Genomic DNA, 23978 nt, shown 5'->3' with positions numbered 1-23978 from the left:
CCCTTTCTCACGCCTGGAACAACTTGGTGAGCCGGTCGAGCGTCTTGTCGATGGCCTGCTTGTTCTTGCGCGGGAAGAAGCTCAGGTCGATCAGGACCGGGATGCGCGCGGTCGACCAGTCGAAGGTCTCGGTGACCTCGGTGGCCCCGTCCTCGATCGGCCGCAGCTGCCAGCGCCAGCGGTGGCCGTTGAAGTGGCGCCACGCGATCAGCCGGTTCTCCTCGAACTCGACCACCGTGTTGAGGATCTTGTAGGACGCGCCCATCTTCATGTCCATGCCGAAGCGCGCTCCGAGCGTCAGCCGCTCCGGCCCGCCGCTCTGCGCGGCGAGGACCGAACCGGACCCGTCGATCAGCGGGTGCTTCGACGGGTCCGCGAGCAGCTCGAAGATCTTCTCCGGCGGCGCGGCGACCGTACGTGTGGCGCAGACCTGGCGTTTCTTCATGCGCCGGATACTACCGGTCAGTAACCACGTTTCGCCGACTCGAGCACGACGGTCCGCTCGGTCAGGGGCTCGGACAGGGTCGCCGACACCACCGGGTAGCGGATGTCCATGGTGCACATCTGGCCCGCCTGCTGGGTCTTGTTCTCCACCAGGTTGATCACGACCCGCGTGTCCGTCTGCTCGGTGACCTCGGCGGCGGCGCGCCCGCATCCGCCCTCTTCGGCCCGGATGAAGACCTGCCTGCCGTCGGCGCTGACGAACACCTCGCGCGGGAAGTCGGCGGGCAGGACCGTCGCGTCGACGCGGGCGGCGGGCACCTGCTCGGCGCCGTCCGGCGGCTGCATCTGCCGTGGCCCGCCGGGCATCACCGGGGGCAGCTCGGTCGCCGGGACGCCCGGCGCGGTGGGGGCGGCCTCGCTGCTGGTGGGCTGTCCTCCCCCGGCCCCCGGCTGGACGCTGTCGGTCTGCTCGCCGCAGGCCGTGGCCGCCACGAGGACGAGGCCCAGCCCGCACATCGTTGCTTTCCACCTCATGGTCACGAGACGGAACGAAGCCGCCACGGGGTTGCATCGGCGTGGGATAGTGATCGGCCATGGGGGATCACTGGGCGGGCACCGGATTCGACCGGGCCGGGTTGACGGAGTCGGTGCTCCAGCGGTGGCTGGGGTTCCGCGAGGGCGTGTCACCGGCGGAGGGTGACCGGCGATTCCACGGCTGGCTGTTCGGCCCGGAACTCACCGGGGCCTCGGACGCCGACGGGCACGCCCTGTTCGTGTTCGAGATGGCGCTGGGCATGGCCGAGCGTGAGATGACCACGGAGGCGTTCGTCCTCCTGCGCTGGCTGGGCGAGACCTACATCCGGCATCCGGACCCGGGGGTGGTCCGCCGGATGGTCTCGACGCTCACGGAGGACTGCTTCGCGCTGGGCGTGCGCAACACCGCCGACAACGAGCTCGCACGCGAGGTCCTGCGCGCGGTGGTCGACCAGGCCGCGCCGGACGCGCCCGCCGAGGTCGAGCGCGCGGTGTGCCAGGCGCTCGTCCACGTCGCCCACCTGCGCGGGGAGACCGCCGGGCCGCGCGAAAACAAGATCGTCGACGTGCGGCGGCTGTGGCGGGAGATCGCGGAGCGCTGGTCGGCGAGTGCGGATCCGGAGCTGCGTGAGCGGGCCGCGCAGGGCTGGACGAACACTGCCGCCGCGGCCCTGCAGAGCGGCGACGAGGCCGCCGCCCGCGAGGCGTACGCCGAGATCGTGCGCCGTTTCGGTGACGACCGTCCGGCAGCGGGGTCCGAGCTGGAGCGCTGGCTGGCGGTGGCCGGGAACGCACCCGGCCTGCTCGACGGCTTGCACATCGGCGATCCGGAGTTCCAGCTCGCCTACCTGGAGCGCCAGCGCCACTTCCACCCCGGCGACCGGATGGAGATCCTCGTCGAGGCGGCCCGCCAGGCGCACGTGAACTCGGCCGGGGCGGTGCGCGCCTGGGTGTGTTCCGGGCAGCCGTTCGTGCTGCTGCTGCGCAACTTCGAACTCACCGAACGGTCCGGGATCTCCGACTCCGAGTTCGTCCGGGGCGAGGAGGGCGGGGACCACGTGCAGATCCTCACCCACCGCAAGTCCGAGGGGGTCCTGACCGAGCTGGCGGGCGGGGTGCCGCTGGTGCAGGTGGCGAGCACGACCGCGGGCGAGCTCGAGGTCAACAACTGGTACGGCGGGTTCGTCGCGCCCCACCGGCTGTACCTGCCCACCGCGTCGTGGTTCGACACCGTGCGCAGCCTGATCGCGGTGGCCGACCAGATCATCGTGTGGGCCGACGAACTGACGCCCTCGCTTGCCCGCGAGCTCGGCGAGCTGACCGCCCGCGGCCGGTGTGACGACACGCTCATCCTGATGGAGGAGGCGAACCGCGACCCGTTCGCGCAGATCTACCTGCCGCGCCGGGCCGGCGAGCCGCTCACGCCCGATCACCCCGTCCTGGCGGACTTCCCGCACCGCCTCGACGGCACCACACTCGAAGGACGGACCGTGCGCGACACCCCGCTGCTGATGCGGCTGGTCGAGCGACTGCGGGAGGCGGCTCTCGAACCTGCCGTTTCGCGGCTGCCCCGGACGCGGGCCCGCCTGGACGCGGTGGACCCGCAGCCACGATGATCGGGGCATGACCGATCTCAGCGCGAAGCTGTGGAACGAGGCCGTGCGTCCGCGGGACTACGCGCCCGAGGGTGAGAAGTACCAGAACGCGGTGCTGGAGCAGTACAAGATCTGCGTCGAGATGGCTGACCGGGTCAGCGCCCGGCGCAACCTCACGAACACGTTCTTCCTGACCGTCAACACCGCGGTCGGCGCCGCGTTCGTCGGTCTCGCGGGCGGGGCGAAGCTCACCGACGTCTCCGTGTGGGTCCTGCTGGTGGGGCTGGTGATCCTGCTCGGCGAGTGTGCGGCGTGGCTGCTCATCGTGCGGTCCTACCGCCAGCTGAACTCCGCCAAGTACGCGGTCATCGGGGCGATGGAGGAGCGCCTGCCCGCCTACGCCTACTCCCGCGCCGAGTGGACGGCGCTCGGCGAGGGCAGGGACTGGCGCCGGTACGTCCCGCTCTCCCACGTCGAGCAGTGGATTCCCGTCATCTTCGCGTTGACCTACGTTCTCGTGGTGATCGCGCTCGCCGTGTCCTGAATCAGGCAGGATGACCGCTGTGACAGAGCTGAAACGGCGGCTGGGTACCGGCGACGCGGTGGTCATCGGGCTGGGATCGATGATCGGGGCCGGCGTGTTCGCGGTGTTCGCGCCCGCCGCGCGGGCCGCCGGTTCGGGGCTGCTGATCGGGCTGGCGCTGGCCGCCGTCGTCGCCTACTGCAACGCGACCTCGTCGGCCCGGCTCGCCGCGCGCCACCCGGCCTCCGGCGGCACCTACGTGTACGGGCGCGAACGGCTCGGCGAGTTCTGGGGCTACCTCGCCGGCTGGGGGTTCGTCACCGGAAAGACGGCGAGCTGCGCGGCGATGGCGCTGACCGTCGCCACCTACACCGCGCCGGGTGCGGGACGGTTCGGGCAGTCGCTGATCGCGGCGGCCGCCGTCCTGGCGTTGACGGCCCTGAACTACCGCGGCGTGCAGCGGTCGGTGACGGTCACGAAGGTCATCGTGACGATCACGCTCGTCGTGCTCGCCGGGTCGGTGCTGGGGATCGCGGTGACCGGTGACCCGTCGCCGGACCGGCTCGTGCTCGGCGGGGACGCGGGCGGGATCCTGCAGTCGGCCGGGTTGTTGTTCTTCGCCTTCGCGGGATACGCGCGGATCGCCACGCTCGGCGAGGAGGTGCGCGACCCCGCGCGCACCATCCCGCTGGCGATTCCCGTCGCGCTCGGCATCACGCTCATCGTCTACGCGGTGGTGGCGGTTTTCCTGCTGCTGCAACTGGGCCCGGACGGGTTGGCGTCCACTTCGGACCCGGTCGCGGCCGCGCTGAGCGGGACGTCGTGGTCCGCGCTGACCCCGGTGGTCCGGACCGGGGCGGCGCTGGCCGCGCTGGGTTCGCTGCTGGCGCTGGTGCTCGGCGTGTCACGCACGACGTTCGCGATGGCCCGTGACCGTCACCTGCCCGCCGCACTGGCGGCCGTGCACCCGCGGTTCGCCGTGCCGCACCGGGCGGAGGTCACCGTCGGGATCGTGGTCGCCGCGCTGGTGCTGGTGACGGACCTGCGTGGCGCGATCGGGTTCTCCTCGTTCGCGGTGCTGACCTACTACGCCGTCGCGAACGCGAGCGCCTGGACGCTGCGCACCCGGCGGGTGGTGCCCGCGGTGGGCCTCGCCGGGTGCGTCGTGCTCGCGTTCAGCCTGCCGCTGTCGTCGGTGATCAGCGGTGTCGTGGTGCTGGCGGTCGGCGCGCTCGCCTACCTCGTCTTGTCCAGGCGGGACAACGTCTCCTCGTAGCCGGTGACCATCTCGGCGATGATCTCCGCGACCGGCCGCACCCGGTCGATCCGGCCGATGATCTGACCCGCCGGCATCGAGACGACCGTGGGGTCGTTCGCCGCGTGGATGCGGTTGTGTGCCTTGCTGACCAGCAGGTTCTGCAGCGGCATCGGCAGCGGCTCCGGCGCCTCGGGGGCCGACCACGCCTCGGTCCAGCGGGTCTTGAGCAGCCGCGCGGGCTTTCCGGTGTAGATGCGGGTCCGCACGGTATCCGACGACGACGCGCTGACCAGCGCTTCCTGCATCGCGGCCGATTCGGGCATCGTGTGCAGGTACTCCTCGGTGGCCAGCCAGATCGAGCCCGTCCACGCGCCCGACGCGCCGAGCGCGAGCGCCGCCGCGACCTGCCTGCCGGAGCCGATCCCGCCCGCCGCGAGCACCGGCGCCCGGTCACCGACCGCGTCGACGATCTCGGGCAGCAGCACCATCGAGGCGATCTCGCCGGTGTGCCCGCCGGCCTCGTGCCCCTGCGCCACCACGAAGTCCACGCCGTTGTCGACGTGCCGCACCGCGTGCCCGGCCTTGCCCGCGAGCGCCGCGACCGGCACCCCGTGCTCGTGGACCTGCTCGATCACGTCGACCGGCGGCGAGCCGAGCGCGTTGGCGATCAGCTTGATCGGGTGTTTCAGCGCGACCTCGACGTGCGAACGGGCCACCGAGTGCAGCCAGCCGAGCACCCCGGCGCGTTCCTCGGTGTCCTCCGGCAGTTCGGGCACACCCAGGTCACGCAGGGTCCGTTCGACGAACGCGACGTGCTCGTCCGGGATCATCTTCGACAGGTCGACCGCGGCACCCTCGGTGGGAATCTTCGCGGGCATGACGATGTCGACCCCGTAGGGCTTGCCGTCGGTGTTCGCGTCCATCCAGTCCAGTATCCGGTCAAGTTCCGCCGCGTCGTTGAACCGGACGCAGCCGAGCACGCCCAGTCCACCGGCCTTGCTGATCGCCGCGGCCACGTGCTCCGACGGAGTGAACCCGATGATCGGGTAGCGGATGCCGAACGTTTCGCACAGCGCGGTGCGCATCTACTGTCTCCTCAGGCCTTCTGCGGTTCGGTGGGCTCGTGATCGGCGGCGTGCCGCGCGGCCCACGGGTAGTCGGGTTTGCCGGTGGGCAGGCGGCCGATCTCGCCGACCAGCCACACGCTGCGCGGCACCTTGTAGCCGGCGACCCGGGTGCGCACGTGCGCCTCGATGGCGCCGAGGTCGGGCGTGACACCCGCGCGGGGCTGGACGATCGCGCCGACGCGCTGTCCGAGCCGCTCGTCCGGCACGCCGACGACGATCGCGTCGAACACGTCCGGATGCGATTTCAGCGCGGTTTCGACCTCTTCCGGGAACACCTTCTCGCCACCGGTGTTGACGCACTGCGAGCCGCGGCCGAGGAGGGTGACCGTGCCGTCCTCCTCGTAGCGGGCCCAGTCACCGGGCACGACGTAGCGTTTGCCGTCGATCTCGACGAAGATCGTCTCGGACTTGGCGGGGTCCTTGTAGTAGCCCAGCGGCACGTGCCCGCGGCGCGCGATCCGCCCGGTCGACCCTGGCGCGCGCTCGACGAGCCGGTTGTCGTCGTCGATCAGGACGGCGTCCTTGCCGAAGTTCACGCGCGGGCCCGCCGAGTGGTCGGCGTCCTTGGCGACCATGCCGATGCCGGTGAAGCCGCTCTCCGACGAGCCGATCGCGTCGGTGAGCACCAGGTTCGGGAAGTTGCTCAGGTACTCCTGCTTGACCGGCTGGGAGAACAGCGCCGCGTGGCTGGACACCGCGACCAGCGAGGACGCGTCGTAGCCGCCCTCGTGGTAGGCGTCGAGCAGCGGGCGCGCCATCGCGTCACCGACGATCGTCAGCACGTGCACCTGGTGCCGCTCGATCTCGCGCCAGATCTCGTGCGGATCGAACTGCGGGACGAACACGACCGTGCCACCGGCGAACATCGCCCCGAACGCGGCCCACTGGGCGGCGCCGTGGATGAGCGGCGCGGCGGGCAGCCGCACCATCGCACCCTGTTTGCCCTGCTCGGCCATCGTCCACTCGTCCGGCACGTACTCGCCGGTGACGAAGTCGATGCCGCCGCCGAGCGCGCGCCACACGTCCTCGTGGCGCCACATGACGCCTTTCGGGTAACCGGTGGTGCCGCCGGTGTAGACGATGTAGATGTCGTCCGGGCTGCGTTCGCCGAAGTCCCGGTCGGGAGACTGGGCCGCCAGCGCCTGCTCGTAGTCGACGCCGCCGTAGCCGGAAAAGTCCGCTCCACTGTCGTCGTCGACCACTAGTACGTGTTTCAGTTTCGGGGTCTTGGGGAGGACGGCGGCGACCTTGTCGGCGTACTTGCGCTCGTGCACCAGCGCGACGAGGTCGGCGTTGGTGAACAGGTACTCCAGCTCGCCCTCGACGTACCGGTAGTTCACGTTGACCGCGATGGCGCGCAGCTTGTACGCGGCGAACATCGCCTCGATCGTTTCGACGGAGTTGCGGGAATAGACGCCGACGTGGGAGCCGGGTCCGACTCCCTGCGCGGCGAGGTGGTGCGCCAGCCGGTTGGCCCGATCCTCCAGCTGGGCGTAGGTCAGGCGCCGCTGCCCGCAGACGACCGCGGGGCGATCCGGCACGGCGTCGACGGCGTGCTCGAGCAGATCCGCGATGTTGTATGCCACTCAGCCAAAGTAGAACATGTTATCGTTTTGGGCAATGGCGCCGGACTGCACCGGACTGGAGGTACCGATGACACAGCCGCACGCCCTGGTTGACCAACGCGCGCACACGCTCGTGGTGACGATGAACCGCCCGGAAGTCCGCAACGCGATCAGCGGCGAGATGATGGCGATCCTGGTCGAGGCATGGGACCGGGTGGACAACGATCCGGAAATCCGGTCGTGCGTGCTCACCGGCGCGGGTGGCGCGTTCTGCGCCGGGGCCGATCTGAAGTCGATGAGCCGCAACTCGCCCGCGGACTCCTACGAGAAGGGCACGTTCGATCCGAGCAGGATCGAGGGCCTGCTCAAGGGCCGCAGGCTGACCAAGCCGCTCATCGCCGCGGTCGAAGGCGCCGCGATCGCCGGTGGCACGGAGATCCTGCAGGCCACCGACATCCGCGTGGCGGGCGAGAGTGCCCGGTTCGGCGTGTCCGAGGCCCGCTGGGGCCTGTTCCCGATGGGCGGTTCGGCGGTGCGCCTGCCGCGGCAGATCCCGTACACGCTCGCCGCGGAGATCCTGCTGACCGGACGTCACCTGTCGGCCGCGGAAGCCAAGGAGATCGGCCTGATCGGCAGCGTCGTCCCGGACGGCACGGCACTGGACCGCGCGCTGGAACTGGCGGAGATGATCGCCGCGAACGGCCCGCTCGCGGTGCAGGCGATCCTCCGCACGATCCGTGACACGGAAGGGATGCACGAGGAAGATGCCTTCAAAGTCGAGGCGCAGTACGGGTTGAAGGTTTTCCAGTCGGCGGATGCCAAGGAAGGCCCCCGGGCCTTCACCGAGAAACGGAAGCCACGCTTCGAAGGGCGGTAGCCCCCGATGTGGCATTGGTAGCGCTCAACGCCACCAATGCCACATCGGGGGACGTGCGGGTCAGATCTTGCGGTCCGTCCAATAGGGATCCCGCAGCTTTCGCTTGTACAACTTGCCGTTCGGGTCGCGAGGGAGTTCCTCGGCGTAGTCGATGCTGCGCGGCAGCTTGAACTTCGCCAGCCGCCCCCGCACCCACTCCAGCAGCTCATCGGTGAGGCTCTGGTCCGGCGTGACTCCGGGCGCGGGCTGCACCACGGCCTTGATCTCCTCACCCCAGTCCTCGTGCGGCACGCCGAACACGGCCACATCCACGACCTTGGGGTGCATGACCATCTCGTTCTCGATCTCCGCCGGGTAGATGTTCACCCCACCCGAGATGATCATGTCGTTCTTGCGGTCGTGCAGGAACAGGTAGCCGTCCTCGTCCAGGTATCCCACGTCGCCCAGCGTGAAGAGGTTCCCGACCCGCGCCTTGCGGGTCTTCTCCGCGTCCTTGTGGTATTCGAACGTCGAAGACCCCATCTGCATGTACACCGCGCCCGGCTCCCCCGCGGGCAGCTCGTTGCCGTCGTCGTCGAGGATCTTGACCACGGACCCTGGCCACGGCAGCCCCACCGAGCCCGGTTTGCGCAGCCATTCCTCGCCGGTGATCATCGTGCCGCCGCCCTCGGTCGCGGCGTAGTAGTCGGTCACCACCGGGCCCCACCATTCCAGCATCCGCCGCTTGACCTCGGGCGGGCAGGGCGCGGCGCCGTGGATCATGTTCCGCAGCGAGGACAGGTCGTACTTCGCGCGCACTTCGTCAGGCAGGGCCAGCAGGCGCCGGAACTGCGTCGGCACCATGTGGCTGTGCGTGACCCGGTGGCGTTCGATCAGCCGCAGCATCTCCTCCGGGTCCCACCGGTCCATCAGCACGGCCGTGTGCCCCAGCTGGATCGAGATCGACGCGAAGTTCAGCACCGCCGTGTGGTAGAGCGGCGAGCCGCACAGGTGCACGTGGTCGTCGAACGGTTTCAGCCCGAAAATGCCGAAGAACCACGTCGATGCGCCGGGCACGCTGTCCGGGTCGGCGCCACTGAGCGGGCGCCGCACGCCCTTGGGCCGCCCCGTCGTCCCGGAGGTGTAGAGCATCGGCGATCCGGCGGTCAGCACCTCCGGCCGGCCCCTGCCGCCGGCACCCAGCTCGCCCACGTCGCGGAAGCCGTCGATCCGGCCCACCGCGAACCGCCCCGAGGCGGGCAGCCCCGCCTCATCCGCCGCCGCGATCGCGACGTCGGCGAACCGTTCGTGCGCGACGAACGCCTTCGCCCCCGAATCGGACAGGATGTAGGCGACCTCGGGCCCGACCAGGTGCCAGTTGACCATCACGACGTACAGCCCGGTCTGCAGCGCGGCGAAGTACACCGCGAGGAGCTCGTCGCTGTTGGGCTGGAGCACCACCACGGCGTCGCCGGTGTCCAGGCCCAGCTCGCGCAGACCGCGCGCGTAGGCGTTGGCCTTGTCGGCGAGGGCGCCGTAGCCGACCTCGCTGCCGTCGGGGTTCACGATCGCCGTCCGGTCCGGCTGCGCGGACGCGATGTTCCACAGGCCGATCGTCTCCAGTGCAGTGGTCATACCCGCAAATCTAGAACTTGTTCCACTCGACTCGCAACCGTCGGGCGGAGCGTCTTGCCGCGAGATCGAGAACGTGTTTCACTTCGAATCGTGAGTACACCGCTGTCCGCACCGCTGGATTTGGCCTTCGACTACACCCGCTCCCTCGGGCCCGTGCTCGGCCGGTTCACCGCCGGGTTGCGCGAGCGTCGCATCGAGGGCGTCCGCGGCTCGGACGGCCGCGTGCACGTGCCCCCGGTGGAGTACGACCCGGTCGACGCCGCGCCGCTCACCGAGTTCGTGCCGGTGTCCGACGAGGGCACCGTGCTGACCTGGTCATGGATCCCCGAACCGCTCGACGGCCAGCCACTGACCACGCCGTTCGCCTGGGCCCTGATCCGGCTCGACGGCGCCGACACCGCCATGCTGCACGCCGTGCACGTCGCGGGCCCGGCCGACATGCGCACCGGGATGCGCGTGCGGGTGCGCTGGACCGACGACCCCGCCGGGCACATCCGGGACATCGCCTACTTCGTGCCTGTCGGCGCCGAGGACGGGCCGTCGCCCGCGCCACCACCGAAGTCCGAAAAGGACGGTGTGGTGGTCACGCCGATTAAGCTGCACTACGAGCACTCCGCTTCCCCGGAGGAAAGCCGTTACCTGCGCGGGCTCGCCGAGGGCAGGCTGATCGCCCAGCGCTGCCCGAAGTGCGAGAAGGTCTACATCCCGCCGCGCGGCGCCTGCCCGACCGACGGGGTGCCCACGGTGGACGAGGTGGAGCTGCCGGACACCGGGACCGTCACCACGTTCTGCATCGTCAACGTGCCGTTCCTCGGGCAGAAGATCCAACCGCCCTACGTCGCCGCCTACATCCTGCTCGACGGCGCCGACATCGCGTTCCTGCACCTCGTCCTCGGCTGCGACGCCGCCGAGGTGCGGATGGGGATGCGCGTGCGGGCGAACTGGAAACCCCGCGACGAGTGGTGGACCAGCCTGGAAAACATCAGCCATTTCGAGCCGACCGGCGAGCCGGACGCGCCCTACGAGTCCTTCGCCCACCACCTGTAGAGGGGAACTGCCATGCGAGACGTCGCGGTGGTCGGGTTCGCCCAGGCCCCGAACGTGCGCGAGACGCCGGGCACCACGAACGGCGTGGAAATGCTCGTGCCCATCTTCGCCCAGGTCTACGAGCAGACCGGGCTGTCCAAGTCCGATATCGGTTTCTGGTGTTCCGGTTCGTCGGACTACCTGGCCGGCCGCGCGTTCTCGTTCATCTCCGCGGTGGACGCGATCGGTGCGTTCCCGCCGATCCACGAGTCGCACGTCGAGATGGACGCGGCGTGGGCGCTGTACGAGGCGTGGTTGAAGATCCGCACCGGCGAGGTCGACACGGCGCTGGTGTACGGCTTCGGCAAGTCCTCGGCGGGGAACCTGCGGCGCGTGATGGCGCTGCAGCTGGACCCGTACACCGTCGCCCCGCTGTGGCCGGATTCGGTGAGCATCGCCGGCCTGCAGGCCCGGCTCGGCCTGGACGCGGGGTTGTGGAGCGAGAAGGACCTCGCCGAGGTCGCCGCCCGCAGCCGTGCCGACGCCGCCCGCAATCCGCACGCGCAGGTGTCCGGCAGCACCGAGGTCGCCGACCTGCTGGACGCGCCCTACGTCGCCGATCCGTTGCGGGTACACGACATCGCACCGGTGACCGACGGTGCCGCGGTGATCATCCTCGCCGCCGCCGAACGGGCGACCGAGTTCGCCGAGCGGCCCGCGGTCATCACCGGTATCGAGCACCGCGTCGACACGCCCGTGCTCGGCGCCCGCGACCTGACCCGCTCCCCCTCCACCGAGTCCGCGGGCCGCGCGGTCGGCACCGGCGACGTGGAGGTCGCCGAGCTGCACGCACCGTTCACGCACCAGGAACTGATCCTGCGGACCGCGCTCGGCCTCGGCGACGATGTGCGTGTCAACCCTTCGGGCGGCGCCCTCACCGGGAACCCGATGTTCTCGGCCGGGCTGGCACGCATCGGCGAAGCCGCCGACCAGATCCTCACCGGCCGGGCGGGCAAGGTGCTCGCGCACGCGACGAGCGGCCCGGCCCTGCAGCAGAACCTCGTCGCCGTCCTGGAGGCATGAATGGCGAAGCAGCTCGCCGCGGTGCTCGGCACCGGGCAGACCCACCACCGCGCCAAGCGGACCGACGTGTCGATGCCGGGCCTGCTGCGCGAGGCGATCGACCGCGCGATGGCCGACGCGCGGGTCGGGTGGCCGGAGATCGACGCGGTGGTCATCGGCAAGGCGCCGGACCTGTTCGAGGGCGTGATGATGCCCGAGCTGTTCCTGGCCGACGCGCTGGGCGCGACCGGGAAACCGTTGCTGCGCGTGCACACCGCCGGTTCCGTCGGGGGATCGACGGCACTGGTCGCGGCGAGCCTGGTGCAGTCCGGCATCCACCGGCGCGTGCTCACGGTGGCATTCGAGAAGCAGTCCGAGTCCAACGCGATGTGGGCGCTGTCGATCACGCCGCCGTTCACGATGCCCGTCGGCGCCGGTGCGGGCGGGTACTTCGCGCCACACGTACGGTCGTACATCAGGCGGTCGGGCGCGCCCGAGCACACCGGCGCGATCGTCGCGGCGAAGGACCGGCGCAACGGGGCGCTGAACCCGTACGCGCACCTGCGGCAGGCCGACATCACGGTCGACAAGGTCCGCGCTTCCCAGATGCTGTGGGACCCGATCCGCTACGACGAGACCTGCCCGTCGTCGGACGGCGCCTGCGCGATGGTGATCGGTGACGAGAAGGCCGGTGACGCGGTCGAGGGCGGCGCGGCGTGGATCCACTCGACAGCGATGCGCACCGAGCCGACGACCTTCGCCGGCCGCGACCAGGTCAACCCGCAGGCCGGGCGCGACGCTGCGGCCGCGCTGTGGCGCGACGCCGGGATCACCGACCCGCTGTCCGAAATAGACGCCGCCGAGATCTACGTGCCGTTCTCCTGGTTCGAGCCGATGTGGCTGGAGAACCTGGGATTCATGCCGGAGGGCGAGGGCTGGAAACTGACGGAGGCGGGCGACACCGCGCTGGGCGGCCGTCTGCCGGTCAACCCGTCCGGCGGGGTGCTGTCGTCGAACCCGATCGGCGCGTCCGGGATGCTCCGGTTCTCCGAAGCGGCCAAGCAGGTGATGGGCCGGGCAGGCGACTACCAGGTCGACGGCGCACGACGCGCCTTGGGCCACGCCTACGGCGGCGGTTCCCAGTACTACGCGATGTGGGTCGTCGGAGCAGGCAAACCCTAGCGAGCGCCCGCGAGCTGCAGTAACACCCAGAGCTGGGTGGTCATCCCGTCGCCTGACACCGGACGATCACCTTGAGCCAGGGCCGCAACCCGGGCTCTCTCGGGCAGCCGAAAAACAACACCTTGCGGCCCTGGCTCAAGGTGATACGCACAAACCGGAAGGCGACGGGATGACCACCCAGCGACCCCCATGCCAAGGTGAGCCGGACTCGAAAACCCCTGGTCATCCCGGAGCCAGCCCGTCCGGCGAGGACTATCCCTTGATCTTTAAAGCCGCGCTTCGCGTGGCGAGGTGACCGCTGGTTACTTGGGCGGCCGGTAGTCGGTCGCCTCAGGCTCGACCTCCCCCGCCCCTCCTCACGGATGGTTTCAGTCGCCGAGCAGACGCGTCAAGGCGGGAAAGAGTACCTTGACCCGCCTGATCGGCGACCAAAGCAGGCTGGGGATGAGGGGCGGGGGAGGTCCGGGGACGTCAGGTCGGCTTCCGTTGCCGGGCGGGCGCAGGACCGGGCAGGTCGTGTGCTGATTCCCGTTGCCGGGCACCGGTTTGTCGAGCGGCAAGGTGCGGGGCACGTGGCGCGGGCGGCGGATTGCCCTCCATGAGACCGGCGAACGCTTTCATCTCGCGTATGGCGGCGAGGTTATTCGTAGGCGACCCGGTAGTGCTTGATGCCGTTGAGCCAGCCGGAGCGCAGCCGCTCCGGCTCGGCCAGCTCGCGGATCCCGGGCATCTCCTCGGCGATGGCGTTGAAGATCAGGTCGATCTCCAGGCGCGCCAGGTTCGCCCCGATGCAGTAGTGCGAACCGGTGCCGCCGAAGCCCACGTGCGGGTTCGGATCGCGCAGGACGTCGAAGCGCTCCGGCTCGTCGAACACCTCGGGGTCGAAGTTGGCCGAGCTGTAGAACATGCCGACGCGCTCGCCCCTGCGGATCGGCTGGCCGCCCAGCTCGGTGTCGGCGGTGGCGGTGCGCTGGAACGCGATCACCGGAGTCGCCCAGCGGACGATTTCGTCCGGGGCGGTCTTGGGACGCTGCTCGCGGTAGAGCTCCCACTGGTCCGGGTGGTCGAGCATCGCCTTCATCCCGTGCGTGATCGCGTTGCGCGTGGTTTCGTTGCCCGCCACGGACAGCAGGATGACGAAGAAGCCGAACTCCTCCGAGCTGAGCGATTCACCGTCCACATCGGCCTGGACGAGCTTGGTGACGATGTCGTCCATCGGGCACTTGCGGCGGTCCTCGGCCATGTTCCACGCGTAGCCGACGAGCTCCGCCGAGGCCGACAGCGGATCGACGTCGTACTCCGGGTCATCGTAGCCGATCATCTGGTTGGACCAGTCGAAGATCTTGCGGCGGTCCTCCTGCGGCACGCCGATCAGCTCCGCGATCGCCTGCAGGGGCAGCTCGCACGCGACCTCCTCGACGAAGTCGCCGGAGCCCTTCTTCTTCGCTTCGTGCACGATGCGCGCGGCGCGGTCACGCAGCGTCTCCTCCAGTCGCGCGATCGACCGCGGCGTGAAGCCCTTCGACACGATGCGACGCAGCTTGGTGTGCTGCGGGGCGTCCATGTTGAGCAGGACGAGGCGGTTCGCGTCGAGACCTTCGTCGGTCATCTGCTCGTCGAAGCGGATGATGGCGAGTTTTTCCTGCGAGGAGAACAGCTCGCTGTCCTTCGAGACGGTCTTGACGTCCTCGTGCCGGGTCACCACCCAGTAGCCGTCGTCGCGGAAGCCCGCGCGGTTGTGCGGCTGAGCGTTCCACCAGACCGGCGCGGTCTTGCGCAACTCCGCGAACTCCTGCAGCGGAAGCCCCGCCGCGATCAGATCGGGGTCGGTGAAATCAAAGCCGGCGGGGATCAGGGGCGTGGCCACGGCTACCTCCCGAGGTGCCTCACGTCGTCGTGGAACACGTTCTAGACCCGATTGAAGCATACGGTGTTAACTAAGTCGAGAGATTCAGTGAAACCCGTTTACTCCGCCGGCCATGATCATGAAACCGCTGGTAGTCGCAGCGACTGCGAAAGGTCACCAGATGGCGGTTGACCTGGGTCACACTTGCTGATTTATGAAACAAGTTCTACTTTAGGGCGAGTCGAGCGAAGGAGAGCTGTCGTGGGTGACCCCGTCGTCGTGGAAGCCGTGCGGACACCGATCGGGAAGCGGCGCGGCTGGCTGGCCGGGTTGCATGCGGCCGAGTTGCTGGGCGCGGCGCAGCGCGCGCTGATCGAGCGGGCGGGTCCGGACGCGGCGATCGTGGAACAGGTTATCGGCGGCTGCGTGACACAGGCGGGTGAGCAGTCGGGCAACGTGACCCGCACGGCGTGGCTGCACGCCGGCCTGCCCGAGACGACGGGCGCGACGACGATCGACGCCCAGTGCGGGTCGGCCCAGCAGGCCGCGCACCTGGTGGCCGGGTTGATCGCGGCAGACGCGATCGAGGTCGGCATCGCGTGCGGGGTGGAGGCGATGAGCCGCATCCCGCTGGGCGCGAACCGCGGTGTGGACGCGGGCGCGCCGAAACCCGCCTCGTGGGCGATCGACATGCCCAACCAGTACGGCGCGGCGGAGCGTATCGCCGAGCGGCGCGGCATCACCCGCGAGGACGTCGACCGCTTCGGGCTGGCGTCGCAGGCGAAGGCGGCGACGGCGTGGGCGCAGGGCCGGTTCGACCGCGAGGTGGCGCCGGTGAAGGCCCCGGTTCTCGACGAGTCGGGACAGCCGACCGGCGAGTCCCGGCTGGTCGCGCGGGACCAGGGCCTGCGCGACACCACGCTGGAGGGGCTGGCCCGGTTGAAGCCGGTGCTCGACGGTGGCGTGCACACCGCCGGCACGTCGTCCCAGATCTCCGACGGCGCGGCCGCGGTGCTGATCATGGACTCGGCCCGCGCCGAGGCACTCGGCCTGCGCCCCCGCGCGCGAATCCGGGCCCAGGCACTGGTCGGGGCCGAGCCGTACTACCACCTGGACGGCCCGGTGCAGGCGACGTCCCGGGTGCTGTCGCGCGCCGGGATGGCGGTCGGTGATCTCGATGTGTTCGAGGTCAACGAAGCGTTCGCCTCGGTGGTGCTGTCGTGGCAGCAGGTGCACGAGCCGGATCCCGAGCGGGTGAACGTCAACGGCGGCGCCATCGCGCTGGGGCACCCGGTGGGCAGCACCGGCGCGCGCCTGTTGACGACGGCCCTGCACGAGCTGGAACGCCGCGACGGCACGACCGCGCTGGTGACGATGTGCGCGGGCGGAGCGCTGTCGACGGCGACCATCCTGGAGCGGTTGTAGGGCACCCGCGAGCCGAACCGACGGAGTGGTCGCCATGACAACCAGCCCGGGGCCGCTGTAGCGCGGGCACGGGCTCCAGAGGCAACGCTCGCCCTGACCCGCATCCCGCAGCAGTCGCACGTCCCCGGCGCGGGAGAGGCTGACGGTGCACCACCGGCACGGCCGCCCACGGGCATCACGCCAACCCTCACGTCGGCCGCGTGCGGGGTGTCCTCGTACCTGGTCCCACGTGCGCTCGAAACGCACCACCTCCCGGCACGGCCACCAGGTGGTCGCCACCAGCTTGTCGCCTGCGACCGTCGTCAGCACCGCCTGTTCCAAACCGCCAGCCGCCCGCCGCCCGGCTAATGTGCGTGCCGTGCCCGACGCCATCTTCGCGCACCCGCGCCTCGCCCAGGTCTACGACACCTTCGACGGCGAGCGCGACGACCTCGACCTGTACCTGTCGATCGCCGACGAGCTCAAGGCCGAACGCGTGCTGGACGTCGGTTGCGGCACGGGCAGCCTGGCCGTGCTCCTCGCCGCGAAGGGACGCACGGTCGTCGGCGTCGACCCGGCGGAGGCGTCACTGGCGGTCGCCCGGACGAAGGACCCGGACGGGAACATCACCTGGATCCACGGCGACGCCACGGATCTGCCCCCGGCCGCCGGTGATCTCGCTGCCATGACGGGGAACGTCGCGCAGGTGTTCCTCACCGACGAAGACTGGGGCCGGACCCTCGCGGGCATCCGGACCGCGCTGCGCCCCGGCGGCCACTTCGTGTTCGAGACGCGCCGCCCGGAGCGGCGCGCCTGGGAGGACTGGACCGCGGCGACCGTCCCGCTGGTGCTCGACGCGCCCGGCACCGGCCGCGTGGAGCGCCGCATGGAGGTCACGGACGTCAGCCTGCCGCTGGTGTCGTTCCGCTTCACGTACCGGTTCCTGGCCGACGGCGAAGTGGTCACATCGGACTCGACGCTGCGGTTCCGCGAGCGCGACGAGGTCGAGAAAAGCCTCACCGCACACGGGTTCCGCGTGGCCGACGTGCGGGACGCCCCGGACCGGCCCGGCAGGGAGTTCGTGTTCCTGGTCCAGCGGGACTAGTTCTGGCACCGCAGCCCCCGTTCACCACTGACCTGCACCGCCTCCGCGATTTCGACGAGCGTGGCGATCGGGTCGTCGCCGAGGGGGTAGACGCCGACGTGGTCCGCGCCCGCAGCTCGATGGGCCAGCAGCCGGGCCGCCGTCGTGGCCGGGTCGCCGTGTGCGACGAGTGCGTCGATGAGCCGGTCGCTGCCCGCGCCGGAGAGATCGTCCTCGGTGAAGCCGAGACGCAGGAGGTTGCTCGCGTAGTTGTGCACCTCCAGCGCGGTTCCGGGCGGCGCGGACCGGGCAACGGCGCGGGCCCGGTTCACGTCCGGCTCGACGAGGGCGAAATGCCCGGGCAACAGCAGCTTCCCGGGGCCGAGGATCGAGCGGGCTTGCCGGGTGTGCTCCGGGGTGACCATACCGGGAATGGCTCCGGCGGTGCGCTCCCCTGCCATGCGCAGCATCCGCGGCCCGAGCGCGGCCACCACGATCCGGCCGGACGGCACGCCCGCACTGGCGAGCCGGTCCAGGTAGGACACCAGTGTGTCGTACGGGGAGGCGTATTCGGCGTGCACTTCGCGGTGGCCGATTCCGACGCCGAGCAGGAAGCGCCCGGGGTGCCTGGCTTCGATCCGGTGGTAGGTGTCCGCGTCGGCGGTCCAGACGTTCACCACGCTCGTGCCGACGGTCAGCCGGGTGGTCGCGTCGAGCAGCTCCTCCGCGAGGGTGAGGTCCGCCGGAGGCGAGGCGTCCAGCCAGAGCGTGCCGTAGCCGGCGCGCTCCACCTCGACCGCGCGGTCCGGGTTCACTTCGTGCTCGCGCAGGTGCGCGCCGAGCAGGCCGAGATCGATGTCCATGTCCCGACTCCACCACCAGGGCTCGCCGGGAACCAGAACCAAGGCTGCCGCACAGCGATAACCTCGAAGCATCGTCGCAGAGGAGACCGGGTGGAACTACGGGCGTTGCGGTACTTCGTCACAGTCGCCGACGAGCTGCACTTCGGCCGGGCCGCCGAGCGGCTGCACATCGCCCAGCCGGCGGTCAGCAGGCAGATCGCGGCACTGGAGCGGGAGCTGGGGGTCCGCCTCTTCGACCGTTCACCGCGCCTGGTCCGGCTGACCGAGGCGGGACACCGGGTGCTCGCCGTCGCGCGGGAGGCGCTCGCGGCCGCCGATCGGGTTCGGGTCGCGGCGCGCGAGCGGGCGGGTGTCATGCGCATCGGGACCGGCGCGGGGCAGTTCACCGCGCGGCTGGAACGCGGGATCGACGCGTTGCGGGAGAAGGCCCCGGGATTCGATGTCGTGCTCGTCGACCTGCCCCTGACCGCACGTTTGAACGCTCTGCGGCAGGGGGAGATCGACCTGGCCCTGGCGAGGGAAGTGCGTTCGGCGCCCGGGCTGCGGGTGTTGCCGAGCTGGACCGAGTCCCTGTTCGCGGTCGTGTCCACCCGGCACCCCGCCGCCGGGCGCGCGGCCGTCGGCGTTGCGGAACTGGCCACCGGTCCCCTGAAGACCTCCGAGGACCACGATCTGTCGGTGCTCGGCGCGCTGCCGGACGTCGGACTCCAGGGACCACCGGCGCACCGCGCGGGGACGGTGCAGGACACGATCGTCGAGGTCGGCTCCGATCCACGCAGCTGGACCGTGTTGCCCGCCGACCAGGTGACCGAGATCCGCTCCACCCGGGTGCGCGCGATCCCGCTCGAGCCGCGAACGACGATCACGGGCAGCGTCGTCGTGCCGGAGGACCTCCCGTGCTCCTGCGCGGCGGCCCACGTGACGGCCTTCGGCGACGCCACGGCCGCCTGATCCCAGGACGTCTAGCGCGCGACCGCCGACTTCGCCTCGTCGTAGGCCCGGCGCGCGGCCTCGACCTCCTGCACCCGGCCCTCGACCAGCTCGATCAGCTCCCGCAGGCGGCCGGCCACCTCGGCGCCCAGCGCCGTCAGGCTGTACTCGACGCGCGGCGGGATGGTCGGCTCGGCCTCGCGGTGCACGAAACCGTCGCGTTCCAGCGCCTGCAGCGTCTGGGCCAGCATCTTCTCGCTGACGCCGTCCACCTTGCGGCGCAACGCGTTGAACCGGAACGGGCCCTCGGCGAGCGCGGCCAGCGCGAGCGTGCCCCAGCGACCGGTCACGTGCTCCAGTACACCTCGCGACGCGCACGCGCGCGCGAAGACGTCGGCGACCAGCTGGTGGTGCGCGGCCTCGGCACGGGATCCGTTCATGTGTCCATACTATCTCATGGTTGGCACTTTCTCTGAGTTAGTACTAACCTAAGAGTGCAGCCAGTTGAGAAGGAGCCTGTCCATGACCATCGTCATCACCGGAGCCACCGGCCGCCTGGGCCGTCACGTCGTCGCCGGCCTGCGCGAGAACGCCGGAACGGTCGTCGCCGCGGTGCGAAACCCCGAAAAGGCCGCTGGCCTGGGCGTCGAAGTCCGCGAAGCCGACTACGACCGGCCCGAAACCCTCGACGCCGCGTTCGCGGGAGCCGGCAAGGTGCTGCTGATCTCCGGGGACGCCGTGGGCAGCCGGGTGCCGCAGCACCAGGCGGTCGTCGAGGCCGCCCAGAAGGCGGGCGTGCACCACCTCGTCTACACGAGCGCGCCGCACGCGGACGACACGCCGCTGGTGCTCGCGCCCGAGCACAAGGCGACCGAGGAGATCATCCGCGCGTCGGGCGTGCCGTTCACGATCCTGCGCAACAACTGGTACACCGAGAACTACGCGCCTGCCGCCCACCAAGCCATCGCCGCAGGGGAACTGATCGGCAGCGCCGGTTCCGGACGGGTCGCCAGCGCCACGCGGGCCGACTTCGCGGCGGGCGCCGTCGCGGTACTCACCGGTACCGGCCACGAGGGCAAGGTGTACGAGCTGAGCGGCGACGTCGCGTGGACCTTCGACGACCTCGCCGCCGAAATCTCCGCGCTCGCCGGGCGGACGATCCCCTACCGCAACGTGAGCACGGACGAACACCGCGAGGCACTGATCGCGGCGGGAGTGCCGGCGGAGTCGGCCGGGTTCGCCGTCGCGCTCGACCGGAACATCGCGGAGGGCACTCTGGCCGACGCGACCGGGGACCTGGCAGCGCTGATCGGACGGCCGACCACCCCGTTGCGGGAAGGACTGGCGGCGGCGCTCAAGGACGCCTGATCGTCCGGAGGTTCCGACATTCGTCCACTGTGGAATGTTGATGGGCACGACGGCGGTGCCGCGAGGGTCGATATGGCGCCGGGGATGGCGAACACGGTGACCGGAGCGGCCAACACGGCGCCGGGAACAGCCAACACGGTGACCGGAACGGCCAACACGGTGACCGGAGCGGTCAGCGTGGGGGCGGGAGCGGTCAGCGCGGGGGCGGGGGTGTGCTTGACTGCCGCCATGAGCTCGGAGAGTGGGTCGTGCCCGGTGCCGGACGGGGAGTTGCGCGTCGAACGGAGCGGGGCCGGGCCCGCGCTCCTCCTGATCTCCGGGGGGACCGGGGCGGCCGCCTCCTACCGGGCTCTCGCACGGCGGCTCGCGGAGAACCACACCGTCCTCGGGTACGACCGGCGCGGGCATTTCGGCAGCACGGACGCCACGACCGGTCCGTTGACCGTCGCGCGGCACGCGGATGACGCGCGGGCCGTCATCGAGCACTTCGGGTACGGCAAGGCGCTCGTGTTCGGCAGCAGCGCGGGCGGGAACATCGGGCTGGAGCTGGCCATCCGGCATCCGGACGTGGTCAGCGGGCTCGTCGTGCACGAGCCGCCGGCCGTGCGCCTGCTGCCGGACGCCGACGAATGGATCGAGTTCGCTCGCGAACAGGCGAGCCGCAGCGCGGGAGGGGACCTGTTCGGCGCCTTCTCGGCGTTCATCGGCTCGATCGCGGGCGCCGGGCTGCCCCCGTTGAAAGCCGTCCGGCTGCCGAACGAACACGAGTGGCGCCTGCTGTTCGACCGCGAACTGGTCGGCTTCTACGAGTACCTGCCCGATCTCGGCGCGCTGCGCCGCGGTTCGGTGCCGGTCGTGCTCACCGCGGGCGAGGGCAGCCGCGGCTACTACCACTACCGCCCGGCGCGGGCGCTCGCCCTCGAACTGGGGCTGCCGTTCGTCGAACTGCCCGGTGCGCACCTGGCGCCGCAGCGCGACGCCAAAGTCTTCGCCGGAGCACTGACCGACGTGCTCACCGACCTCGTCCTCTGAAAGCGGCAGGCGTCACCGGATCGGTTGACGGAGGAACCTGTCCAGTTCCTGTGAAAACGGTCCACGGCGCGAAACGCGCGCTATCCTGAACGCACACGGTCGGCGGTATCCTCCCCAGTTTCCCGCCGGCCGGTGGCTCCGGCGCTTACCTCCCCCTCGGGCGCTGGGGCGAGGCCCCCGGGCCGCGCCTTCCTCCCCCAGTTCGGCGCGGTCCGGGGGTCTTCTCACTTCGCCGAGCCGGGCGCCACCACCCGCACACCGTCCTGCCACACCTCACGCACCCGCCCCGGCAACGCGGCCAGGTCGTAGGCATCACCGGACACCACCACCAGATCGGCGCGGAACCCCGGCGCCAGACGGCCCAGTTCGTCGCCGCAGCCGAGCAGATCGGCCGCCGACGACGTGGCCGCGGCCAGCACCTCGCCCGGGCGCATGCCCGCCGCCTCCATCAGCGGCAGCTCCTCGAGGTTCGTGCCGTGCGGGCCGACCCCGGAGTCCGTGCCCATCGCGATCTTCACCCCGGCCCCGACCGCCCGGCGCATCGACGCGGCGTGCACCTCCACCACGTCCTCGGCCTTGCGGACCATCTCGTCGGTCAGCGCGGCACCCGCCCGTGCCGCGCGGACGACCGCGATCGGCGCGATCAGCGTCGGCACCAGCCACGTGCCGTGGGCCAGCATCAGCTCGATCGCCTCGTCGTCGAGGTAGATGCCGTGCTCGATGGAGCGGATTCCCGCCCGCACCGCGTTCTTGATGCCCTCGGTGCCCTGCGCGTGCGCCATCACCGGCTTGCCCTGCATCGCCGCCTCGGCGACCAGCACGTCCAGCTCCCCCGGCGTGAACTGGGTGTGCCGCGGATCGTCACCCGGCGACAGCACACCGCCGGTCGTGCACACCTTCAGCACGTCGGCCCCGGCACGCAGCAGCTCCCGCGCCGCCCGCCGCACCTCGTCCGGGCCGTCGACGACCGTCGAGGGGCGGCCCGGGTGCGGAAGCATCAGCGGAACGCAGTGCCCGGACGGCATCCAGTCGTCGCCGTGCCCGCCGGTCTGGCTGATGACCCCGATCGAGATCTGCATCCGCGGTCCGGAGATCAGCCCGTCCGCCTGGGCCTTCTTGATGCCCAGATCCGCGCCGCCCGCGTCGCGCACCGTCGTGATGCCCAGTTCCAGCGTGTCGCGCAGGTTCCGCGCGGCCTCGTAGAACTGGTAGGAAAACGGTTTCTGGACCAGCTTGACCAGGCTGATGTCGGACACGGTGACGTGCACGTGGCAGTCGAACATTCCCGGGATCACGGTGGCGCCGGCGCAGTCGACGACCTCGTCGCCGTCCAGGCCGGTCCCGATCTCGGCGATGCGGCCGTCCTCCACCACGAGGTCGGCGTCGAAGGGATCGGCACCGGTGCCGTCGAACACCCGGCCGCCCGCGAACAGGGTCCTGGTCACGCACGCTCCTTCGCCAGGCGCCGGGCGGCCAGCTCGGCGAGCAGCAGCGCACCGTCGGCGAGCACACTGTCGTCGAACGATGCCTCGGGGGAATGGTTGTAGGCCACGGAATCCGGTTCGTCGGCGAAGGTCGCCCCGAGGAAGGTGAACGCGCCGGGCACGCGGTCGAGCACCCGGGAGAAGTCCTCGGATCCGGTGAGCGGATCGGGCAGCGTGGTGAACCGCTCCTCGCCGAACACCTCGCGCACGGTGCCGGCGACGAACTCCTGGCGGTCCGGATCGTTGGCGGTCACGCCGTACTCGCCCTGGTAGGTGATCTCGACCTCGGCCCCGTGCGCGGACGCGATGTCCTGGCACAGCGGAACGGCCAGCTCCGCGACCCGCTCGCGGGCCTCCTTCGAGAAGCTGCGGATGGTCGCCTCGAACCGCGCGTCCGGCGGGATGATGTTGCGCTGGGTGCCGGCGTGGAAGGTGCCGACGGTGACCACGACCGGGTCGAACACGTTGAAGCGGCGGGTGACCATCGCCTGCAGCGCGGTCACCATCTCGCACGCGACCGGAACCGGGTCGAGCGCCGTGTGCGGCCGGGAGCCGTGCCCGCCCGCGCCGATCACGCGCACGAACAACCCGTCCGCCGCGGCCATCAGCGGTCCCGGCCGGGACATGAACCGCCCGCGCGGGATCGCGGCCGACAGCACGTGCAGCCCGTACGCCTCGGCGACCGGGCGACCGGCCGCCTCCAGCACCCCCTCGGCGATCATGTGCCCGGCGCCGTCGTGCCCCTCCTCGCCGGGCTGGAACATGAACACCACGTCACCGGCCAGGCTGTCGCGATGCGCGGACAGCAGCCGGGCGGCGCCGACGAGACCGGCCGTGTGCAGGTCGTGCCCGCACGCGTGCATCCGTCCCTCGTGCCGCGAGCTGAACCGGGCCCCGGTGTTCTCGGTGACCGGCAGCGCGTCCATGTCGCCGCGCAGCAGCACTACGTCCCCGTCCCCGCCCTGTCCGCGCAGCACGGCGGTGACCGAGGACAGTCCGGTGCCGGTGGTGATCTCCAGCGGGAGACCGTCCAGGGCTTCGAGGACTTTCTCCTGGGTGCGCGGCAGTTCGAGCCCGAGTTCGGGTATCTGGTGGAGCGCGCGCCGGAGTGCCACGAGGTCGTCGGACAGCTCGCGCGCGTCGTGCTTGAGATCCATCAC

General features: G+C 70.7%; 22 protein-coding genes. 12 read left to right on the top strand and 10 right to left on the bottom strand.

Features of this window, described 5'->3' with window-relative positions:
- Nucleotides 1-7 precede the first annotated feature (7 nt).
- Nucleotides 8-445, bottom strand: coding sequence for an SRPBCC family protein (locus tag HNR02_RS19590; protein WP_179774598.1), 438 nt, complete (start codon nt 443-445; stop codon nt 8-10).
- A gap of 17 nt (nt 446-462) precedes the next feature.
- Nucleotides 463-978 carry a hypothetical protein gene (locus HNR02_RS19585; protein ID WP_246338596.1) on the bottom strand — a complete coding sequence of 172 codons (516 nt, stop codon included), beginning with the start codon at nt 976-978 and terminating at the stop codon, nt 463-465.
- Between the two features lie 59 nt (nt 979-1037).
- Between HNR02_RS19585 and HNR02_RS19580 the strand changes: the two genes are divergently transcribed.
- From HNR02_RS19580 to HNR02_RS19570, 3 genes are read left to right on the top strand one after another with little or no spacing between them, the layout of a single operon-like run.
- Entirely contained in the window at nt 1038-2594 is a 1557-nt protein-coding gene (locus HNR02_RS19580; RefSeq protein ID WP_179774597.1) for a hypothetical protein, read from the top strand.
- A 7-nt stretch (nt 2595-2601) separates the two neighbouring features.
- Nucleotides 2602-3117: a RipA family octameric membrane protein gene (locus HNR02_RS19575; RefSeq protein ID WP_179774596.1), complete on the top strand. Its 516-nt coding sequence runs from the start codon at nt 2602-2604 to the stop codon at nt 3115-3117.
- Between the two features lie 10 nt (nt 3118-3127).
- Nucleotides 3128-4372: an APC family permease gene (locus tag HNR02_RS19570; RefSeq protein WP_179774595.1), complete on the top strand. Its 1245-nt coding sequence runs from the start codon at nt 3128-3130 to the stop codon at nt 4370-4372.
- On the opposite strand, the gene HNR02_RS19565 is transcribed toward HNR02_RS19570, so the two are convergent.
- Nucleotides 4333-5439, bottom strand: coding sequence for an NAD(P)H-dependent flavin oxidoreductase (locus HNR02_RS19565; protein ID WP_179774594.1), 1107 nt, complete (start codon nt 5437-5439; stop codon nt 4333-4335). The two genes, HNR02_RS19570 and HNR02_RS19565, sit on opposite strands and share 40 nt — an antisense overlap.
- 11 nt (nt 5440-5450) lie before the next feature.
- The gene (locus HNR02_RS19560; protein WP_179774593.1) at nt 5451-7067 is read right to left on the bottom strand and encodes an acyl-CoA synthetase; all 1617 of its coding nucleotides are present in this window, start codon (nt 7065-7067) and stop codon (nt 5451-5453) included.
- 67 nt (nt 7068-7134) lie between these two features.
- Here HNR02_RS19560 and HNR02_RS19555 point away from each other — a divergent pair, with 67 nt between their 5' ends.
- Complete coding sequence (locus HNR02_RS19555) at nt 7135-7923, top strand: crotonase/enoyl-CoA hydratase family protein (RefSeq protein WP_179774592.1); 789 nt, start codon at nt 7135-7137, stop codon at nt 7921-7923.
- A 60-nt stretch (nt 7924-7983) separates the two neighbouring features.
- Here HNR02_RS19555 and HNR02_RS19550 read toward each other — a convergent pair whose 3' ends face one another.
- Nucleotides 7984-9537: an acyl-CoA synthetase gene (locus tag HNR02_RS19550; RefSeq protein ID WP_179774591.1), complete on the bottom strand. Its 1554-nt coding sequence runs from the start codon at nt 9535-9537 to the stop codon at nt 7984-7986.
- Nucleotides 9538-9624: 87 nt separating this feature from the next.
- On the opposite strand from HNR02_RS19550, the gene HNR02_RS19545 reads away from it, so the two are divergent.
- The 3 genes from HNR02_RS19545 to HNR02_RS19535 are packed head-to-tail and all read left to right on the top strand — an operon-like array spanning nt 9625 to nt 12807.
- Nucleotides 9625-10584 carry a Zn-ribbon domain-containing OB-fold protein gene (locus HNR02_RS19545; RefSeq protein WP_179776006.1) on the top strand — a complete coding sequence of 320 codons (960 nt, stop codon included), beginning with the start codon at nt 9625-9627 and terminating at the stop codon, nt 10582-10584.
- 12 nt (nt 10585-10596) lie between these two features.
- The gene (locus HNR02_RS19540; protein WP_179774590.1) at nt 10597-11646 is read left to right on the top strand and encodes a thiolase family protein; all 1050 of its coding nucleotides are present in this window, start codon (nt 10597-10599) and stop codon (nt 11644-11646) included.
- Nucleotides 11647-12807: a thiolase family protein gene (locus tag HNR02_RS19535; protein ID WP_179774589.1), complete on the top strand. Its 1161-nt coding sequence runs from the start codon at nt 11647-11649 to the stop codon at nt 12805-12807.
- Between the two features lie 640 nt (nt 12808-13447).
- On the opposite strand, the gene HNR02_RS19530 is transcribed toward HNR02_RS19535, so the two are convergent.
- Nucleotides 13448-14674, bottom strand: coding sequence for a cytochrome P450 (locus HNR02_RS19530; RefSeq protein ID WP_179774588.1), 1227 nt, complete (start codon nt 14672-14674; stop codon nt 13448-13450).
- Between the two features lie 240 nt (nt 14675-14914).
- On the opposite strand from HNR02_RS19530, the gene HNR02_RS19525 reads away from it, so the two are divergent.
- Together HNR02_RS19525 and HNR02_RS19520 are read left to right on the top strand one after the other, a co-directional pair.
- Nucleotides 14915-16078 (top strand): steroid 3-ketoacyl-CoA thiolase, encoded by a 1164-nt coding sequence (locus tag HNR02_RS19525; RefSeq protein ID WP_179774587.1) that lies wholly within the window; start codon nt 14915-14917, stop codon nt 16076-16078.
- Between the two features lie 358 nt (nt 16079-16436).
- On the top strand, nt 16437-17162 hold the full coding sequence (locus HNR02_RS19520; RefSeq protein ID WP_179774586.1) for a class I SAM-dependent methyltransferase: 726 nt from the start codon (nt 16437-16439) through the stop codon (nt 17160-17162).
- Here the strand turns inward: HNR02_RS19520 and HNR02_RS19515 are convergent.
- Nucleotides 17159-18004, bottom strand: a complete 846-nt coding sequence (locus tag HNR02_RS19515; RefSeq protein WP_179774585.1) for a TIGR03620 family F420-dependent LLM class oxidoreductase — start codon at nt 18002-18004, stop codon at nt 17159-17161. The genes HNR02_RS19520 and HNR02_RS19515 overlap by 4 nt on opposite strands.
- Before the next feature lie 90 nt (nt 18005-18094).
- On the opposite strand from HNR02_RS19515, the gene HNR02_RS19510 reads away from it, so the two are divergent.
- Nucleotides 18095-18955: a LysR family transcriptional regulator gene (locus HNR02_RS19510; protein WP_179774584.1), complete on the top strand. Its 861-nt coding sequence runs from the start codon at nt 18095-18097 to the stop codon at nt 18953-18955.
- An 11-nt stretch (nt 18956-18966) separates the two neighbouring features.
- Here HNR02_RS19510 and HNR02_RS19505 read toward each other — a convergent pair whose 3' ends face one another.
- Nucleotides 18967-19374 (bottom strand): winged helix-turn-helix transcriptional regulator, encoded by a 408-nt coding sequence (locus HNR02_RS19505; protein ID WP_179774583.1) that lies wholly within the window; start codon nt 19372-19374, stop codon nt 18967-18969.
- An 82-nt stretch (nt 19375-19456) separates the two neighbouring features.
- On the opposite strand from HNR02_RS19505, the gene HNR02_RS19500 reads away from it, so the two are divergent.
- Both HNR02_RS19500 and HNR02_RS19495 read left to right on the top strand, forming a co-directional pair.
- Nucleotides 19457-20302, top strand: coding sequence for an SDR family oxidoreductase (locus tag HNR02_RS19500; protein ID WP_179774582.1), 846 nt, complete (start codon nt 19457-19459; stop codon nt 20300-20302).
- 228 nt (nt 20303-20530) lie between these two features.
- Complete coding sequence (locus HNR02_RS19495) at nt 20531-21334, top strand: alpha/beta fold hydrolase (protein WP_179774581.1); 804 nt, start codon at nt 20531-20533, stop codon at nt 21332-21334.
- A gap of 224 nt (nt 21335-21558) precedes the next feature.
- On the opposite strand, the gene HNR02_RS19490 is transcribed toward HNR02_RS19495, so the two are convergent.
- Complete coding sequence (locus HNR02_RS19490) at nt 21559-22779, bottom strand: metal-dependent hydrolase family protein (RefSeq protein WP_179774580.1); 1221 nt, start codon at nt 22777-22779, stop codon at nt 21559-21561.
- On the bottom strand, nt 22776-23975 hold the full coding sequence (locus tag HNR02_RS19485) for a M20 metallopeptidase family protein (RefSeq protein ID WP_179774579.1): 1200 nt from the start codon (nt 23973-23975) through the stop codon (nt 22776-22778). Before HNR02_RS19485 ends, HNR02_RS19490 begins: the two co-directional genes overlap by 4 nt.
- Between the last annotated feature and the right edge of the window lie 3 nt (nt 23976-23978).

This window comes from Amycolatopsis endophytica (genome assembly GCF_013410405.1).
Lineage (GTDB): Bacteria > Actinomycetota > Actinomycetes > Mycobacteriales > Pseudonocardiaceae > Amycolatopsis_E > Amycolatopsis_E endophytica.
Note: the sequence above shows the minus strand (reverse complement) of the source record. Positions and strands in the feature narration are given on the sequence as shown.